Origin of the sequence: Bradyrhizobium yuanmingense (assembly GCF_900094575.1) — a bacterium.
Classification (GTDB): Bacteria; Pseudomonadota; Alphaproteobacteria; order Rhizobiales; family Xanthobacteraceae; genus Bradyrhizobium; species Bradyrhizobium yuanmingense.
On sequence record NZ_FMAE01000005.1, the window covers coordinates 752806 to 769400 of the forward strand.

16 protein-coding genes and 1 pseudogene are annotated in these 16595 nt (G+C 65.0%); 4 read left to right on the forward strand and 13 right to left on the reverse strand.

The window, feature by feature from the left end:
- Window positions 1–153 precede the first annotated feature (153 nt).
- Window positions 154–486, reverse strand: coding sequence for an ATP-dependent Clp protease adapter ClpS (gene clpS, locus GA0061099_RS21010; protein ID WP_036015195.1), 333 nt, complete (start codon window positions 484–486; stop codon window positions 154–156).
- Window positions 487–965: 479 nt separating this feature from the next.
- Here clpS and GA0061099_RS21015 point away from each other — a divergent pair, with 479 nt between their 5' ends.
- Entirely contained in the window at window positions 966–2327 is a 1362-nt protein-coding gene (locus GA0061099_RS21015) for a vWA domain-containing protein (protein WP_074448011.1), read from the forward strand.
- A 73-nt stretch (window positions 2328–2400) separates the two neighbouring features.
- On the opposite strand, the gene GA0061099_RS21020 is transcribed toward GA0061099_RS21015, so the two are convergent.
- Window positions 2401–2739, reverse strand: a complete 339-nt coding sequence (locus GA0061099_RS21020) for a phasin family protein (protein WP_028135884.1) — start codon at window positions 2737–2739, stop codon at window positions 2401–2403.
- Between the two features lie 387 nt (window positions 2740–3126).
- Between GA0061099_RS21020 and GA0061099_RS21025 the strand changes: the two genes are divergently transcribed.
- Window positions 3127–4977, forward strand: coding sequence for a D-alanyl-D-alanine carboxypeptidase (locus GA0061099_RS21025; RefSeq protein ID WP_036025614.1), 1851 nt, complete (start codon window positions 3127–3129; stop codon window positions 4975–4977).
- A gap of 232 nt (window positions 4978–5209) precedes the next feature.
- On the opposite strand, the gene GA0061099_RS21030 is transcribed toward GA0061099_RS21025, so the two are convergent.
- The 4 genes from GA0061099_RS21030 to GA0061099_RS21045 form a co-directional block, all read right to left on the reverse strand.
- Window positions 5210–5935, reverse strand: a complete 726-nt coding sequence (locus GA0061099_RS21030) for a DnaJ domain-containing protein (protein WP_036025617.1) — start codon at window positions 5933–5935, stop codon at window positions 5210–5212.
- A 70-nt stretch (window positions 5936–6005) separates the two neighbouring features.
- Window positions 6006–6755: a hypothetical protein gene (locus GA0061099_RS21035; protein ID WP_036025619.1), complete on the reverse strand. Its 750-nt coding sequence runs from the start codon at window positions 6753–6755 to the stop codon at window positions 6006–6008.
- Window positions 6756–6899: 144 nt separating this feature from the next.
- The gene (locus GA0061099_RS21040; protein WP_036015213.1) at window positions 6900–7760 is read right to left on the reverse strand and encodes an alpha/beta fold hydrolase; all 861 of its coding nucleotides are present in this window, start codon (window positions 7758–7760) and stop codon (window positions 6900–6902) included.
- 343 nt (window positions 7761–8103) lie between these two features.
- Window positions 8104–9027: a division plane positioning ATPase MipZ gene (locus GA0061099_RS21045; protein ID WP_036015216.1), complete on the reverse strand. Its 924-nt coding sequence runs from the start codon at window positions 9025–9027 to the stop codon at window positions 8104–8106.
- 282 nt (window positions 9028–9309) lie between these two features.
- On the opposite strand from GA0061099_RS21045, the gene panC reads away from it, so the two are divergent.
- A complete protein-coding gene (panC, locus tag GA0061099_RS21050) occupies window positions 9310–10161 on the forward strand; it encodes a pantoate--beta-alanine ligase (RefSeq protein WP_036025620.1) in 852 nt (283 codons plus the stop codon).
- Here panC and GA0061099_RS21055 read toward each other — a convergent pair.
- From GA0061099_RS21055 to GA0061099_RS21070, 4 genes are all read right to left on the reverse strand, one after another.
- Entirely contained in the window at window positions 10158–10598 is a 441-nt protein-coding gene (locus GA0061099_RS21055; RefSeq protein WP_036015220.1) for a DUF1489 family protein, read from the reverse strand. The genes panC and GA0061099_RS21055 overlap by 4 nt on opposite strands.
- 42 nt (window positions 10599–10640) lie before the next feature.
- Window positions 10641–11642, reverse strand: coding sequence for a hypothetical protein (locus GA0061099_RS21060; protein ID WP_074448012.1), 1002 nt, complete (start codon window positions 11640–11642; stop codon window positions 10641–10643).
- 156 nt (window positions 11643–11798) lie between these two features.
- A complete protein-coding gene (locus tag GA0061099_RS21065) occupies window positions 11799–12002 on the reverse strand; it encodes a hypothetical protein (RefSeq protein WP_085969273.1) in 204 nt (67 codons plus the stop codon).
- A 275-nt stretch (window positions 12003–12277) separates the two neighbouring features.
- Complete coding sequence (locus tag GA0061099_RS21070) at window positions 12278–12940, reverse strand: glutathione S-transferase family protein (protein WP_036025622.1); 663 nt, start codon at window positions 12938–12940, stop codon at window positions 12278–12280.
- A 68-nt stretch (window positions 12941–13008) separates the two neighbouring features.
- Between GA0061099_RS21070 and GA0061099_RS21075 the strand changes: the two are divergent.
- Window positions 13009–13410 (forward strand): annotated as a pseudogene (locus GA0061099_RS21075) (DUF599 domain-containing protein); the annotation flags it as partial.
- Window positions 13411–14352: 942 nt separating this feature from the next.
- On the opposite strand, the gene GA0061099_RS21080 reads toward GA0061099_RS21075, so the two are convergent.
- The 3 genes from GA0061099_RS21080 to GA0061099_RS21090 form a co-directional block, all read right to left on the reverse strand.
- Window positions 14353–15192: a hypothetical protein gene (locus tag GA0061099_RS21080; RefSeq protein ID WP_036025624.1), complete on the reverse strand. Its 840-nt coding sequence runs from the start codon at window positions 15190–15192 to the stop codon at window positions 14353–14355.
- Window positions 15193–15241: 49 nt separating this feature from the next.
- Window positions 15242–16060: an aldo/keto reductase gene (locus tag GA0061099_RS21085; RefSeq protein ID WP_036013757.1), complete on the reverse strand. Its 819-nt coding sequence runs from the start codon at window positions 16058–16060 to the stop codon at window positions 15242–15244.
- 146 nt (window positions 16061–16206) lie between these two features.
- Window positions 16207–16524 carry a helix-turn-helix domain-containing protein gene (locus GA0061099_RS21090; protein ID WP_036013755.1) on the reverse strand — a complete coding sequence of 106 codons (318 nt, stop codon included), beginning with the start codon at window positions 16522–16524 and terminating at the stop codon, window positions 16207–16209.
- Between the last annotated feature and the right edge of the window lie 71 nt (window positions 16525–16595).

Genomic DNA, 16595 nt, shown 5'->3' on the forward strand with positions numbered 1-16595 from the left:
CACACTTGCGGCATTTTCGATGCAAAACCCGTTCCGATTTGGGCGGGATCGGCGCCGGCGCAGAATTCCGTAGTTTTGCCGGCTGCAGCCCACTACGCGACAATCACACTGCGGCTTGTACAAGAGCCGGCTTCAAACGCGCCGCAAGCCGTCTTACTTCTTTTCCATCACGCATTGCAGCGGGTGCTGGTGCTTGCGGGCGAAGTCCATCACCTGCGTCACCTTGGTCTCGGCGATCTCATAGGTGAACACGCCGCACTCCCCGATCCCGTGATGATGGACGTGCAGCATGATCTTGGTCGCGGCTTCGATGTCCTTGTTGAAGAACTTCTCCAGCACGTGAACGACGAACTCCATCGGCGTGTAGTCGTCGTTCAGGATCAGCACGCGATACAGGTTCGGCCGCTTGGTCTTGGGCTTGACCTTGGTGATGACCGACGTGCTCGGACCCGAGGGAGTACCCGAACGGTTGTCGTCATTGCTCATGCGAGGCGCGTCGGCAGCGGCTGGCGCGGACAGATCGAGGCTGGAAGTCAATTGCAGCATGGCACAGGCGTTCAAATTCCCCACGGAAGCGAATGGCGGTCACCGCGCGACCCCGCCCTTCGGAGCCTGGCGCAGGCGCGCCGCCTTGGATCGCCGCTCCCGGCAAATGCGGTCGAGGCCGGATCGCTCGCCAGCAATATGGCCCTGCCCCCGGCCCGCCGCAAGCACGCGGGGGTTCAGCCCATGCGGTCGCAGCAGTCCCGATTCCCGGTCCGGGCGATCCTGATCAGGTTAATCAATCCGGAGCGATTTGACAAAAATTTCCGCGCGGCAGGTTTAGAACGTGTTGACCAGGAACCCGGCCGTTAACCCGGCTGCGACGGTTTTCCGCAAAACGCTCCGTTTTTCTACAGTCCAATTTACCTGCCATTCAATGGCATGGCGCGAAATCGGGCAAAACACAGATTTCGGGGATCGTCATGTCTGGTCTGCCCCTCGTCAGCCGCCTTGGTCGACAACTCGCCCGTTTCGCAGCGGCCGAGCAAGGCAATATCGCAGTGATCTTCGCCATTGCGCTCGTTCCAGTGCTGAGCTTCGTCGGCGCTGCGATCGACTATAGCCGCGCGGCCCAGGCGCGCACCGCGATGCAGTCGGCCCTCGATTCCACCGCGCTGATGCTGTCACGGGACCTGTCCGCCGGCACCATCTCGACGTCTCAGATCTCCACCAAGGCCCAATCCTATTTCAACGCCCTGTTCACGGACACCAAGACCCTGCCCTCGGTCAGCGTCGGCGCCACCTACAACGCGAGCACCAGTATCGGCTCGACGATCCAGCTGACCGGAACCGGCACCTACACGACGAGCTTCATGAAGATCGCCGGCTTCCCGACCCTCGACGTCGGCACCTCATCCACCAGCGCCTGGGGCCTGACGCGCATGCGCGTGGCCCTGGTGCTCGACGTCACGGGATCGATGGCGTACGACGACAAGATGCCGGCGATGAAAACGGCCGCGAAGAACCTGGTCGACCAGCTCAGCGCGCTCGCGAAGACCAACGGCGACGTCTACATCTCGATCGTGCCGTTCGCCAAGGACGTCAACGTCGGCAGCAGCAACTACACGAAGAGCTGGATCGACTGGTCCGACTGGGAGGCCGTGAACGGGACCTGTAGCAACACATCCTACACGAGACAGTGGACCTGCGTTAACAACGGCAAGATTTGGACACCGAGGAACCACAACACGTGGAACGGGTGCGTCACCGATCGTGACCAGGACTATGACACCAAGAACACGACTCCAGTGAGCAGCAATTCGGCTACGCTTTTCCCGGCCGAGCAATATTCCTACTGCAACTCCAGCAATTCGGCCTACATCCAGCCGGTCATGCCGCTCAGTTACGATTGGACCTCGCTCAAATCTCTGATCGACAAGCTGGTTCCGACCGGCAACACCAACCAGGGCATCGGCCTTGCCTGGGGCTGGATGACGCTGTCGATGGGCGACCCCATGAATGCCCCGGCCAAGGACACGAACTACACCTACAAGGATGCGATCGTCCTGCTCTCCGACGGTCTCAACACGCAAAACCGCTGGTACAGCGGTGCTTCGCAGATCGACGCTCGCCAGAAGGTCCTCTGCGACAACGCCAAGGCCCAGCCCAACAACATCACGATCTATACGGTGCAGGTGAACACCGGCGGCGATCCGACCTCGAGCGTGCTGCAATATTGCGCCAGCGGCAGCGACAAGTTCTATCTGGTCACTTCGGCGAGCCAGACGGTCTCGGTGTTCAAGGATATCGGCACTTCGCTGTCGAAGCTGCGCGTCGCACGCTGACGGTCGCATCGCTCCCCAACAAAAAGCCCGGCTGGTTCAGCCGGGCTTTTCGATTCCAGGATGTCTCGAGACGTTACTGAGCGGCCGGGGTGAACTTCGACACGATGGTCTCGACCGGCTTGAACGCCTGCTTGGCGAGGTCGCTGTAGAGGCCGGCGATCTTCTGCGATTCCGCGACGAAGGTTTCGTAGGCGGAACGGGCAAAATCGGTCTGCGCTTCCATCGCCTTGTCCAGCGACTTCACGCCGGAAAGCTTCTCGACGAAGGACTTGGTGTCTTCGAACGACTTCTTCGTGTAGTCGCCATAGGCGCTGGCGATCGCCTGGAGGCCGTGCTGCACTGAGGTCGCGGAGGCAACGCACTGCTCGAACTGCTCTTTCCCGTAGCTCTGGAAGTCTTCAACCTTGAACATTTCGGAATCCTTTTCCCTGGCTCGCGTCGGGAAGCCCCGGCTCCCTGACTCCGCCCAAAATTAGTGCAACGCACAACAAAGTCAAGAATCTTGTGCGGCGCACAAATCCGGCGCAAATCACAGAGATTCCCGGGGTTTCCCGCAAGGGTTCCTTAAGCTTTTGGAAACCGGGCCACCCTACTTTGATTCCCTGGACGTGGTCACTTCCGCGAGCGGCCAAAAGCCGTTTGAGAACATCACCTTAGCCAGAACAGCGGCTCGGGTCCAACGTCCCCCGCGGCCAACAACCAGCGGAGGGACAGCCTGAGCAGGTAATGATCCCGGGTCCGTCGGGCACAATTTCGCCTCACGAGCCGGTGATCAAGTCAGAAACGGGGACGGGGTTCCATGCTTCGTAAAAACTTGTCTGCCTCGCGCTGGGCGCGGGTTGGCGTTTTCGGGCTTCTTACGGTCACCACCGCAGTCATCTTCACCGTCGACGCAGCCGAGGCGCGGCGCCATCGTCGACATTATGCGCACCACCGGGTGCAGCACGACGTGTCCGAGAGCTCCAGTTCGAAATTCGCGTCCATCATCATCGACGGCAATTCCGGCGCAGTGCTCCAGGCGACGAGCCCTGACGCGATCCGCCACCCGGCCTCGCTGACCAAGATCATGACGCTCTATCTGCTGTTCGAGCGCCTCGAATCCGGCAAGATGAAGCTCGACACCGAGATGCCGGTGTCCAAGCACGCCGCCGACCAGGATCCGACCAAGCTGAATCTGCGTGCCGGTCAGACTATTCGCGTCGAGGACGCGATCAAGGGCCTCGTCACCCGTTCGGCCAACGACGCAGCCGTGGTAATCGCGGAAGCGATCGCCGGTGACGAGGACGACTTCGCCCGGATGATGACGCGCAAGGCGCGCTCGCTCGGCATGTCCAGGACGGTTTACCGCAATGCCAACGGCCTGCCCAACGACGAGCAGGTCACGACCGCGCGCGACCAGGCCACGCTGGGTCGCGCCATTCAGGAGCGCTTCCCCCGCTACTATCGCTATTTCGCGACCTCGACGTTCAATTGGCGCGGACAGTCGATCCGCAACCACAATCGCCTGCTCGGCAGTGTCGAAGGCGTGGACGGCATCAAGACGGGCTACACCCGCGCCTCCGGCTTCAACCTCGTCAGCTCGATCCGCCGCGGCAACCGCCACCTGATCGGCGTGGTGCTCGGCGGCCGCAGCGGTGGCTCGCGCGACGCCATCATGCGCAACCTGCTCGCGGAGAACCTCGACAAGGGTGCGACCGTCCGCACTGTCGCTGCGGTCACGGAGCGCAACGGCACTGAAGCCAACACCGATGTCGCCGATGCCTCGGATATGCCGGCACGGCCCGCCCTGCCGGTCCAAGCCGCGGCGGCCCCTGCTCCCGAAGCCGCCCCTTCGCGCCTCGCCGCGCGTCTGTCGACGCTGGCCGCAGCGACTGCGGCGATGCCGCCCGCTCACTCCAAACCCGAAGCTCGGCCGACGGAGTCCAAGGTGGAGCCGGCGCCGCTCACCAATGGCGTGATCTCGAGCCAGCCGCTCTCCATCATCCCCGGCTCGTCCGAGCCGATGAAGCCGGTTCGGGTCAAGACCGTTCAGGTCAAGGCCGGCGCCGTGAAGGTCGCCTCCGCGGCTCCGGCCCAGGGTGGTGTCCAGGTCGTTGCGCCACCGGTCACCAGCACCGTCCCGCACCGCTCCGACGTCGCGGAAACCTCCGGTGCCGTCGTCGCCAGGGCAGATCTCATCAACAAGCCCGAGGCGGTGAGCCAGCCCGAAGCGCCGAAGGCCGAGATGGCCCGCACCGAACTGCCGCGGCAGCCGGCGGGCTTCGGTACCGGCAACGGCATCCTTGGCGTGCTGCCGGCCGCAACCCCCGCCGCACCGGCTCCCGCCGCACCCAAGCTCGCCTCGGCCGACCCGGCGCCGCAGCCGATCCAGATGAGCGCCACCACCAAGCCCGCCGTCATCCACAGCGGCTGGATCGTCCAGGTCGGTGCGCTCGAGAGCGAGAACGAAGCTCAGCAGCGCATCGACGCGGCCCGCAACTCGGCCCGCGGCCTGCTCAGCAAGGCGGACCCGTTCACCGAGCCCGTCGTCGCCAAGGATAATCGCAAGCTTTACCGCGCCCGCTTCGCCGGGCTCGAGCGCGATCAGGCCGAAGCCGTCTGCCGCACCTTGAAACGTGCCGAGATCTCCTGCATCACCGTTCGCAACTGATTTTCTTCTCCGCTCCAGACCAAATGCCCGCGCCTTGCGCGGGCATTTTCGTTTTGGTGAGGCGGTGATGCGCAGGCTGTTCCGGACAAGGCTGTTCCACGACAACCTCTCGTCAAGGATTTACGGTTAAAACTTTGCTCAAGGGGATCGACCACGCCGACAAGGGCGGGCGACGGCAGACAGAGCAAACGGAGCTCACGCGGTACGGGCGTTTGTAGCGTTGGTGCCGGAGTTAGCCGTTATGCGTGCGAAGCAGAGTATCCTTGGCCTCGTTTACCCGGGCAGCGAGATACGTCGAGCCCCCCTGGTCGGGATGGAGTTTCTTCATCAGGGATTTGTGGGCCCGGCTGATGTCGTCGCGCCCCGCTCCCGGCTGCAAGCCAAGGATCTGATAGGCTTCCTCCGCCGTCATTTTGCTGCTCGCCGCCGTGCGGCGCTGCCGCCCTGCCGTATCGCCCTGCGCGTTCTGACGCCAAGCGGGAAACCGGCGGTCCAGATAGCTTTCAAGTAGGGCCACGCTCTCGGCGTCGAACGTCGGGACCATCACGAGCAAGCCGGCGAGATCGAATTCGTCGAGATTGCGCCCGGCATGAGGCCCCGCAACGATCTGGCCAGAAAGCTGGCCGGAATCGTGGTCGAGCCGCATGTCCAGAAATTGCGAGCGCACCCGCGAGGCCTGCCCGGACGGGCGCGTCGCACCGCCGCCGAACAGCCCGCCGACATTGCCGAAGCCGGCATTCGCGAGTGGTGTCCAGCCGAGCAGGCCCGCGCCGAAAATTCCGAGCGGGATCGCAACCGCCAGCTCGCCGCGCAAGCCGGTGAAGGCCGCAACCACCAGCGCCAGCACGCCGCCGCCGAACTTGAGGGTGCGCGCCAGCACCGCTGGATTGGCGGAGCGGAACATCTGGAGCAGCAGGTACAGCGTGATAACGGCGACAGCGCCGGCGATCAGGGTCATGGCCGGAATATAGTCGTGCTGTTGTCAAAAAGCATGGCGCCCAGCGCCGCAAGCCGCACCGGCCGGGCCGCTATTTCATCTGGCTGATCAGCTTCGCCGCGCCACTCACGCTTCCAGCCAGCTTCAACAGCGCCTCACGTCCACCCGCGGCATAGGCCGCAGCTGCCCGCAACAGCTCGCGCAGCTGCGCTGCCGCACCGGGATCGAACCGGCACCAGGCACCGCCAGTCAGCCGCGCCATCTCGCGGAAGGCCTGTTCGGCGACCGCGTCATGGCCCTCCTGAAAGACGAATACGGGCACCTTGAGCATGCCGAGCTCGCCGGCCTTGGCGCAGAGCTCGTCGATGTCTTCCTCCATGGCATCGCCGACGAAGACCACGGCCCGCACGCCGGATGCGACTGCCTCGCGCCTAGCCTCGCTCAGGACCTTGCCGATCTGGGTATCGCCGCCGCGGCAATCGATCTTGCTCATCAGCGTCGCCAGCCTGGCGCTGTCTGAAATCCAAGCCGTGGCGCGGCACTCGTTGAGGCCGCGATAGTAGACCAGCCGGATGTCGAGACTGCCGAGCGCTGCGGTCTCGCGAAACATGTCGGCCTGGAGCGCGCAGGCCATGTCCCAGGTCGGCTGCCGGCTCATGGTCGCATCCAGCGCGAAGATCAGCCGCCCCCTCGCGCCCGGGGCATGCGGCGAGAGGGTCCGCGCCTTGGCAACGAACGCGGCGATGTCTTCCGAGGTCGAGGTTTGCGCTTGCGGCAGCACGCCGTCTGCTCGCGCCGAGACGGTATCGCGGCCGCGCGGTTTGATGGGTTCGCCCGACATCGCAGCTACACCTTGCGTCAGCAGCTAATGTGGTCAGCGCATGCGGCCCGGTCAATGCGCAAAGCCTCCGCGGGCGGGCGCCGGCGGAGGCTTCGACGATTGGTGCAGCCTTGCGACGACGTCAGCTCGGTAAGCTCTTGGACGTCAGCTCTTGGCAGGAGCCATCAGGGCGACCGGGCCCGGCTCCAGGATCTTGGGCGGGGCGGACTGCGTGTCGACCGGTGCGATCTCGCTGTCGGTCGCGCTCAGGAACTTGTCGAGCATGCTCTGGATCGAGCTTTTCGCCACATCCGGACCGGTATCGCGCATGTCGTTGTGCTGGAACTCGGTCTTCACGACCTGAATGCCTGCCTGCTCGCATTCCTCGTCGGTCGGAATCACGCCGGCGTCGGCCTTGAACTGCGGATCCTGGGAGCGGAACGACAGGATCTTGAACTTGCCCGCGGTGACGAAGGGCACGCGCAGATTGTCGAGGGTGACGACCTTCTTGACCTCATCCGGATACTGCTTGGCGAAGTACATGGTGATGTCGCCGCCCATGGAATGGCCGACCATCGTAACCTTGTCGTAATCGGCGTTGGGCTGAACCTTCTTCATCTCGTGCACGGCGAGATGGATGTTGGCGACGCCGCGCAGGATCTGCGGCAGCCGGCCGACATAGAGCTCGCCGGGCTTGGTGACCATCGGAGGATCAGTCGGCAGATCGTGCTGCGGGCTCATGACCATGTAGCCGCGCGCAGCGAAGATGTTGGCGAGGAAGCCGTATTCGGTGTTCTTGACGGTGTTGCCGTGATTGATCACCGCGACGGGCAGCTTGATCATGCCGGCATTGGCCTGCATTTCCTTGTCGCGGCGCACCGCGATTGAAACAGGCACCGGACGGTTATCGCGCGAGGCATCGTAGAATGTGATGGTCTCGTGCTTGATCGCCCACTTGCTCGCCGTGAAATAGGCGATGCCGCAGAGGGCACTGACCGAAACCAGAACGGCAATTCCACGCTTCATTTTCGTCCTCAGCCTCAGGCCTAAGCGGCCTGAATCCCTGTTGAAAATCGTGTTCTCCGGGGCTCTTCGTCCCCTTGTCGCCTATTCCCTAATATATGTCACAGCAGCGTGACAGGAAGGCTAAATGTTGTGAATCGGCAGCCCTTTCATTGTGCGTTGCACTCGTTCGGTGAGCACCCCATTCTCATACCGCTACGTGAGGGTGCAGGTCCCTATTCGACGCAACCGGTCTTGATCGGGTTCGACTCGCGGTAAATGCAGGGTGAAAACGCGCGCGGCGCAGCCCCGGTTCCCGCGTCGGCCGAAGGCCCGGATCGGCCGGGAGTAGCCTTATACCGCGAGGTCAGGCGCCGAGGATATCGTGGACCTCGAGCGGCTTGTCGACCTGGCTGAACCACTCGGCCCGGTTAGCCGCGCGGCGGCGGCCGCGCTCGTCGAGCGGGAGCTTGAGCTGGCGGAGCAGGCTCGTCACCTCCTCCCGCGCAGTGAGATGGCCGAGATTGGGCCGCATGCCGAGCGTGGCCTCGTCGATATCATCGAGGGCGGTCAGGCCGCGCGGGAAGAATTCGCGGTACACGACGCGCTCGGCGAAGCCGTCGACGTAGCGGAAGCCGAGCCGCAGCGACAGATCCTTCAGGCCCTCGGCGACGAGCTGCTTGTTGCGCGAGCCGAGCATGGACAGGCGGTTGCGCACGACGATCCAGTCGGTGGTCGCGCCGTCGAGCTGGCGTCGCTTGCGCCTGACGTCACGCACCATCTCGGCGTAGTGGCTCTCGCCCGTCACTGCGTAAGTCGCGGGATCGACGGTGCCGAGCACGTCGAAATCGAGGAAGCTGTCGTTGATCGGCGTGACCAGGGTGTCGGCCATCGAATGCGCGAGCCGCATCAGATAGCTGTCGGTTCCGGGCGTATCGATGACGATGAAGTCGAAGCTGCTCTCGACCGCGGAGACGGCTTCCATGAACTGCTGGAACTCGGAATTCTCGTTCTCGGCAATCTGCATGGTCTCGCCGAGCTTGATGCAGCGATGCACCGGCAGCTCGAGGTCGAGCTTGGTACGTTGCGCCCAGGCGGACCGGTTGCCGATGTAGCGCGTGAAGCTCTGCTGGCGACAATCGAGGTCGATGGTGGCGACGCGCTGGCCGGCCTTCAGAAGTGCAACGGCGATGTGCAAGGCCGTGGTCGATTTGCCGGAGCCGCCCTTCTCGTTGCCGAGCACGACCACGTGCGCCGAGCCGGATTGGCCTTGGCTAGCCTGCACAAGCATGGCGATCCTCAACACCCCTTGCGAATATCTTCGAGTTGACCGCGTCAGCGGTCAAGTGAAATGCGTGACAGGAAATGCAAATTGCAACGCGCCGTTCTCACGATGTGTCGCGGCGCCGTCTTTCGTCTGTGATCCAGCCCAAAATGTCGCGACGTTCTACGCCGCCTTGCGCGGGATGCTGTGCCGCATCCGGATGCATGGCGTCCACGATCGCCGCTTGTTAAGGTTAGCCGGCCGGGCGCGACGCCCGCACCTGCGCCGCTTCCCAATCGTCGAGTCCCAATGTCAGCAAGCCCATTGATCGCCCGCACGGTCCCCGCCCTGCGACGCGCCGTCGACAATCTCCGCAAGCGAAAGGCCACGATCGCACTGGTCCCGACCATGGGGGCACTCCATGACGGGCATGTGTCGCTGGTTCGCCTCGCCAAGCGGCGCGCCAGCCGCGTCGTGGTGTCGATCTTCGTCAACCCGACCCAGTTCGCTCCGACCGAGGATTTCGGCGCCTATCCGCGCACCTGGAAGTCCGACATCGCCAAGCTCGCGGCCGAGGACGTCGATATCGTCTGGCACCCGGGCGTCGCGGCCATGTATCCGGAGGGGTTTGCCACCCGCATCGCGCCGGAGGGGCCGGCGCTCGCCGGCCTCGAGGACCGCTTCCGCCCGCACTTCTTCGGCGGTGTCGCCACGGTCGTCGGCAAGCTGTTCACGCAAGTCCGGCCGGATGTCGCGATCTTCGGCGAAAAGGATTTCCAGCAATTGCGCGTGGTGACGCAGATGGCGCGCGACCTCGACCTCGGTGTCAAGGTGATCGGCTCCCGCACCGTGCGCGAGCGCGACGGACTCGCGATGTCCTCGCGCAACGTCTACCTCTCGCCCGAGGAGCGCCAGACCGCCATTGTCCTCTACCGCGCCATGAGAGAGAGCGCCGGGCGCATCCGTGCCGGCGATTCGATCGCGCCGGCGATGGCCGGCGGTGCGGACATGGTCAAGGCGGCCGGCTTGGTGCTCGACTATTACGAGGTCCGCCATGCCGAGACGCTGGCACCGGTCACCTCGCGCAAGGACGGCCCCTTGCGGATCCTGGTCGCAGCCAAGCTCGGCACCACCCGGCTGATCGACAATATGGCTGTTTAGAGCAGTCCGAGGTCACGCAGCTCGCGCCGCATCGGCTCCGGCATCGCCGCAATCGAGCCGGCCGCTGACTTGCCGAGATCGGCCGGCACGGAATCGTCGGTCAGATAGCGCCAGCCCTGGAACGGGCGCATCGGCCGCGGCGAGACCGAGATCACTTTCGGCTGCATCACGATCCGGCAGCGCCCGATGCCGTCCTTGTCGCGGAACGGCTCGATGCCGATGATCTTTTCGCGCGCGGCGATCTCGCCCTTGATCACCCAGTAGAGCGAGCCGCCGGCGAGGATCTCGGCGTCGCGCTTGGGCACCATGCGCGTGATGTGGATGTGATGTTGCGGCAGACCCTTCTTCTTGGCGGTCTGCATCCGTTCGGCCACCCACTCCTTCAATTCCTTGACGGAGTCGCAGCCGACGGCGAGCTTGATCAGATGGAGTGGCATGCCCAAGCATTAGCCGGGCAACCCAGCATTTGGAATGCCGATCTACTCGTTATCCGCAGGCGCGGGCGCGGCGGTCGAGGCCGGCGGCGGCGCGAGCGGAACCGGCGCCGCAGGCGCACGCGCAGCCTTTTGGGGCGGCGGCTTCTTCGCAGCCGGCGGGCTCGATGCCGGAGGCGCTGCGGCCTGTGCGGAGGCCGCGGCCGGCGCACGCGGTGCTGCCGCCGCATTTGCGGCCGGCGCGGCCTGGCGCGTCGCCGCCGTGGGCTCCGGATTCATGATGCTCACCGGCGGCGTCGAGGACGCGCTCGGGAACTCGGCATTGGTCGGCCTGCCCGTCGGCATTGACGGCGGCAGTCCGGCGAGCGCGGCGTTGGCGGGCATCGCCGCTGCGGCTGCTGCGGGCGCGTTCCAGGTCGGCGCATAGCGCGCGACCAGGGTCTCGTAGAGATGGGAGTCCATGTTGGCGGCAACCTGCTGCTGGTCGGTCAGCGAGCGGAACGCGGCGCAATCGAACTTCGTGCAGCCGTCACGCGCCACCAGCACATGTGCAACGAGACCGTAACGATCTCGCTCGAGCGACTTGCGCAGCACCTTCATGTCGAGGGTCAGGCTCTTCTCCGCCGTGGCGACATCGCCGAGCGCGGTCAGGCGGTCGATCCTGGCGGCGGTGTAGGAGACCGCCGCGGCCGCAGCGTCAGGCGCGCCGAACAGCGCCTTCTCGCAGCCGGCGCCAACGGCATCGCCGGCGAGATCGTCGAGACAGGACAGCGCAGGCAGACTCGCGCTCACCACAGCTTGCGCGCGCGCCTCGGCCGGAGCGGACGGCGCGTCCGGTCCATAGAGACGCACCGTGGCTGCGCCGGCGATCGCGATGGATAGCAGGGTAATGACGGTCAGCGCGCCGTTCGCGACCGATCTGTCGGCGCGCAACAGCGTGATCAGCAGAATCAATCCGAAGAATCCGGCAGCCGCCAGCGTCATCCAAATCGGGAAGGCCGGCGAGAGCCAGATTTGGTCGAGCGAAGTGGCCCATGCCCAGTTCATGCGCGACGTCCCCTCACGCGAGCAAAGAGCGGATGGTCAAGCGAGCACCGCGAGTCGGCAACTGCCCCCGCCCACCCTTGTGAAGGTGAAGCGGGCCTTTTGACGGCGGCAGAGTACAATTCCCGGGAGGCGCCTATGCACTGACGGCGTCGGCCTTCAGGAGAGCGCGAGCTGGCTTTCCTTGGCGACGCGCTCGAAGGCTTCGGTCGAGCTTTTGATCCGATACTGGCAGTCGTCGCCTTCGGTCGGGAGCAGACGGATGACCTCATACGCGCCGCTCGCAGCCGGACGCGCGACATTGCTGGCCGTGAATAGGACGCGCGTTCCCACGGGGAATTTGTGCTTCAACACCCTCTCCATTACTCAAACAGCGCCCGCCTCGCCCAGTGTCCCACTGCGAGGGCCGGCCGGAAACCCGGGCGGCTGTATAGCACGCGTCCGATGCTTTTGGCCAGCGCCATGCCGGCATGGCCCGCGCACAATTTTTGCAGTTATTTCAGGATGATAACGGGACAGCCGGTGGGGCGATGGTACCGGCGGAGCTGCTTATTCCGCCGACCTGTCGCAGGCCTGTCGCACCCTCCTCCCGATCGGCTGGCGTCCTCGCCTCCGGCCGGCGCCGGTCGGACTGCCGCTCAGGCGTCCTCGAACTTGGCGATGACGAGCGTTTCGGCCAGTCCATCCCGGGTCCATTCCTGGAACGCCGGCAGCGCCATCATGGTCTCCATGTAGGCCCTGGTGTCCGGCGCCACCTCGATCGCATAGGTGCGGAAGCGGTGCACGACGGGGGCATACATGGCGTCCGCCGCACCGAAGCGGCCGAACAGGAACGGTCCCTGTGCGCCATAGCGGGTGCGGCACTCGCGCCAGATCTCCTCGATGCGCGCGATGTTCGCCTTGGCATCCGCCGACAGCGCCACGGCGCGGATCGGCCGATGCAGGTTCATGCCGCATTCGTTGCGCAGCGCCACAAAGCCGGAATGCATTTCGGCGCATACCGACCTGGCATGCGCGCGCGCGGCGACGTCGTCAGGCCAGAGCTTCGCTTCCGGATAGCGCTCGGCGACGTACTCGATGATGGCAAGCGAATCCCACACGGTGACGTCGCCGTCGACCAGCACGGGCACCTTGCCGGCGCGGCTGAAGGACAGGATCTGCGCCTTGTCGGCGGGATCGTCGGTGTAGAGCGGGATCAGCGTCTCCACGAACGGGATGTCGTTGGCGCGGAGCGCGAGCCAGGGCCGCATCGACCATGACGAGTAGTTCTTGTTGCCGATCGCGAGTTTCAGCGCAGCCATGTCACTGGTCCTTCGTTGAGTCCTGCAGTTGCAGCCGCTTTTAGCGCCATCGCCTGCCGCCAATCAATCGTTGCTCGCCCGCTTTGTGGGAGCTGAAATGCGTCGGCCTCGTGCTGATTTGCGTCTACGCCTTCTTCAAATTCGCCTGGGCCTATCGCCTGTTCAACTATGTCGCAATCCTGTTCGGCGGTATGCCGCCGGCCTCACAGCGCGACACCCCCGAGGCCGAAGCCCACGTCATCCGCACCTCGCGCCTGTTCGAATCCGCCGGCCGCCACTTCAACCGCGGCCAGCGTGCCTTCTTCTTCGCGCTCGGCTATCTCGGCTGGTTCGTCAGCCCCTGGGTGCTGTTCGTGACCACGGCAGCGGTCGTGGTCGTGACCTGGCGGCGGCAGTTCGCGTCCAGCGCCTGGGCCGCGATGGCGCCGGAGGTGGTGAATGGTGGCGAGGGGATGAAGCGGGGGCATTGAGGCACGTGTCCCGGACGCGATACAGCGCGAAGCGCTGCTTCGCCGAGCCGGGACCCAGCGCCACACGGATTGCTCGGAGACATGGGCCCCGGCTCTGCAGCGCACTGTCGAACCGGACGATGCTTCGCATCGCCGGGGGGACGCTGCGCTGCGTCCGGGGCACGAGATCGGATCACAGACATGCCTTCGCGATCTCGCGGCTGCTTCGCCCGAGCTTTGCTTCGTCTCGCCGCCCTCTTAGCCAAGAGGGCGCAGGGAAGGCCGGGTGCCGGCGGCACCCGCGGTCCGCTGCGCTAGAGCACACGCAGGAAGAACCGCACAGCAGCATACAGGTGAAGCCCAACACACGGCCTCCCCTGCGCGATGGTCGGACGGCTTATGCCGCGCTCTCCCGGGAGCCGAGTTCCCTCTGGCCTCCCTCACTCCCGCGAAAGTCGCCGGCACCGCGCCGGTTGACGCGAGGGCCGCATTCGCCAGAGCTTGGCCGTAGCAACGACGGCCAGGACCACACGGTTTTGCCGTACGCGCGGTTCGTTGGCGCCGCAGGGTTCGACGGCGTTGTGCACGTTGCCATCGAAATGCCGGCGCGACGAACCTGACGGCGCCGCTCGTCCGTACAAAGCCTCGGGCTCACGGAGAGCAATCCGCCCTGCCCTCAGCTCTCGTACACGACGCTGCCGCGTCCACCGCAAGCCCGGCTCGCGACAATGACGACCTCATGATCGCCCCTCGAGATTGAGCCGGGATGGGCGACACATACGTCATTTCCGAATTTCGGTAAAGCGGAATATTTTAGAGCGGGCAGGTTGACAGAGAAGCGAAACACCCTGCTCTCGTAGCCCGGATGGAGCGCGAGCGTAATCCGGGACAATTCGAGCTGCCGGGCGAGCAGCCCCGGATTACGCTTTGCTCATCCGGGCTACACGACTACACGACGACGCGCTATCCGCCGAAATCCTTCGGGCTGAACGGCAGATCCAGCACCTTCCATTCCCCGTACAGATTGGCCGGCAACATCTTGTAGGGTTGGCAGTTCTGCAGCGCGCTCGTTGCGGACTTGACGATGGCCACGCCCTTGGCGGACGGCGGCGCCTCGATCAGGATGGGCTCGCGCGCCAGCGTGCCGTCGGTGGCGAACACGGTGCGCAGCTTGACATGAACGTTGTCGGTCGGTGCGACGCCGGGCGGCAGCTTGGCGCAGCCGCGCAAGTGACGGCGAAGCTCCGCGATGACCTCGGGCGGAAGCTTCGCAGCGATTGAATCGTTGGCATCCCCGCCGTCGTCCTTGGCGCCTTTCGGCTCGACCGGCAATTCGGGCGGCAAGCCCAGCATGACCCCGTACTTGATGGTGACGTCCGGTTGCGGCGTCTGATAGGCCGGCGGCGGCGCGGCCGGCGGCGGCGGCTGCGCGTTGGCCTCACGCTGCTTCGAGGCCTGCGGCTGCTTCTGCTGCTGCTCAGGCGAGGCCTGCTGTGATGGCGATGGTGCTGCCGCCTGCGGCCTGGCCGCAGGCTTCGATGCCTCCGCCTTGTCCGTGATATCCGGCTTCGGCAGCTTCAGATCGGGGAGCGGCTCTGGCGGCTTCGCCTCTTCCTTCTTCTCCTCGGCCTTGGTTTCCTCCTGCTTCACCTGCTCCGGCGTGACGATGTCGACCGCGACGGTTTCGGGCGGCTGGCTATGAAACGGACGGACCTCGCTGATCACGATGATCAGCGCCACCAGCGTCAGATGGGCGATTGCCGAGGCGGCAATGTCCGTCCGTATGATCTTCCCCAGTTCCATCGACCGATCTTGGGTTGCCGCCGCGGTCCTAGCATACCCCGGGTCCCTCTTAATCCCATTTCGGGGCGAAGCCAAAGTCGGTCAGGCGTCCCTTCGGATTGGCGAGCGCGGCGATCCGGTCCATCTCGTCTTCCGACAGCTCGAAATCGAAGATCTCGATGTTCTCCGACAGGCGCTCGATGCGCGAGGTGCGCGGGATCGCAGCGACATTCTGCTGCACCAGCCAGCGCAGGCAGACCTGCGCCGCCGTCTTGCGGTGGACGCGACCGATCTCGGCCAGCGTCTGGTCGGACTTGATGCGGCCCTTGGCGATCGGGCTGTAGGCGACGAGGGCAAGGCCATGCTGGTCGCAGGCCGCCCGTACCTTCGCCTGATCGAGATAGGGGTGATACTCGACCTGGTTGCAGACCAGCGGCTCCGCCGACAGCGCGACCGCCTGCTCGATCAGTGCCACGGTGAAATTGGAGACGCCGATGTGGCGGGTCAGGCCCATCGTCTTCGCATGCGACAGCGCGCCCAGCGTCTCCGCGAGCGGCACATGAGGATTGGGCCAGTGCAGCAACAACAGATCGACCGAGGGAAGCCGCAGGCGAGCGAGGCTCTCCTTCACCGAGCGTTCGAGATCATGGGGTGCGAAATGGTTGGTCCAGACCTTGGTGGTGAGGAATACGTCGTCGCGGCGCACGCCGGAGGCGCGCAAACCGTCGCCGACCTCGCGCTCATTGTCGTAGACCTGCGCGGTGTCGATATGGCGATAGCCGAGCCGTAGCGCCTGCTCGACCACGCGCGCGGCCGGCCTTCCGCTCAGCTCCCAGGTCCCGAGACCGATCGCCGGAATCCTTGCGCCATTGGCCTCGACGAACAGCATGAGGAATCCTCTTCCGTTGCGACAGCCCCAGACGTCATTATGGACCCGGTCGATGATACTGCCAACGGAAGCCGCGGCAGCCAGGCGGGATATTCGATGCAGGCCTAACGGGAGGTTGTGCGTCAGGCTTGGCGTCAGGCTTGGCGTCAGGTCTTGGCGAGCGCCTGGAACACCGTGTCGGGGGCATGCGCGATCACCGTGAGCAGTGCGCGGGCCGGGCCGCGCGGGGCGCGTTTGCCCTGCTCCCAGTTGCGGATGGTCTCGACGGGTACGCCGAGCCTGGCGGCGAACTCCATCTGGGTCAGGCAGGCGCGCCGGCGCAGATCGCGCACCGCGAGCGGGCCGGTGTCAGACGGCGCCGCATTGGCCGTCGGCTGAACCGAAAGCGGCTGGACCGGAAATTCCTGCCCATTCCGCAATTCGACGATCCGTCCGTCCGCCTTCAGCCGCAACCGCATGCCCATTCCCCCAAGCAAAGGCGATGATGCGGCAGGTCGCTTAAAGTCGGATTAAAGACGGTTGTCGTCATTCCGGG

Excerpts from the sequence above, each read along its gene's own strand:
- clpS (WP_036015195.1), bottom strand. The coding sequence starts at position 486 with ATGAGCAATGACGACAACCGTTCGGGTACTCCCTCGGGTCCGAGCACG.
- GA0061099_RS21080 (WP_036025624.1), bottom strand. The coding sequence starts at position 15,192 with ATGGAACTGGGGAAGATCATACGGACGGACATTGCCGCCTCGGCAATC.
- GA0061099_RS21035 (WP_036025619.1), bottom strand. The coding sequence starts at position 6,755 with ATGTCGGGCGAACCCATCAAACCGCGCGGCCGCGATACCGTCTCGGCG.
- GA0061099_RS21040 (WP_036015213.1), bottom strand. The coding sequence starts at position 7,760 with ATGAAGCGTGGAATTGCCGTTCTGGTTTCGGTCAGTGCCCTCTGCGGC.
- GA0061099_RS21070 (WP_036025622.1), bottom strand. The coding sequence starts at position 12,940 with ATGGCTGCGCTGAAACTCGCGATCGGCAACAAGAACTACTCGTCATGG.
- GA0061099_RS21015 (WP_074448011.1), top strand. The coding sequence starts at position 966 with ATGTCTGGTCTGCCCCTCGTCAGCCGCCTTGGTCGACAACTCGCCCGT.
- GA0061099_RS21020 (WP_028135884.1), bottom strand. The coding sequence starts at position 2,739 with ATGTTCAAGGTTGAAGACTTCCAGAGCTACGGGAAAGAGCAGTTCGAG.
- GA0061099_RS21085 (WP_036013757.1), bottom strand. The coding sequence starts at position 16,060 with ATGCTGTTCGTCGAGGCCAATGGCGCAAGGATTCCGGCGATCGGTCTC.
- GA0061099_RS21090 (WP_036013755.1), bottom strand. The coding sequence starts at position 16,524 with ATGGGCATGCGGTTGCGGCTGAAGGCGGACGGACGGATCGTCGAATTG.
- GA0061099_RS21060 (WP_074448012.1), bottom strand. The coding sequence starts at position 11,642 with ATGAACTGGGCATGGGCCACTTCGCTCGACCAAATCTGGCTCTCGCCG.
- GA0061099_RS21025 (WP_036025614.1), top strand. The coding sequence starts at position 3,127 with ATGCTTCGTAAAAACTTGTCTGCCTCGCGCTGGGCGCGGGTTGGCGTT.
- GA0061099_RS21065 (WP_085969273.1), bottom strand. The coding sequence starts at position 12,002 with ATGGAGAGGGTGTTGAAGCACAAATTCCCCGTGGGAACGCGCGTCCTA.
- panC (WP_036025620.1), top strand. The coding sequence starts at position 9,310 with ATGTCAGCAAGCCCATTGATCGCCCGCACGGTCCCCGCCCTGCGACGC.
- GA0061099_RS21055 (WP_036015220.1), bottom strand. The coding sequence starts at position 10,598 with ATGCCACTCCATCTGATCAAGCTCGCCGTCGGCTGCGACTCCGTCAAG.
- GA0061099_RS21045 (WP_036015216.1), bottom strand. The coding sequence starts at position 9,027 with ATGCTTGTGCAGGCTAGCCAAGGCCAATCCGGCTCGGCGCACGTGGTC.
- GA0061099_RS21030 (WP_036025617.1), bottom strand. The coding sequence starts at position 5,935 with ATGACCCTGATCGCCGGCGCTGTCGCCGTTATCACGCTGTACCTGCTG.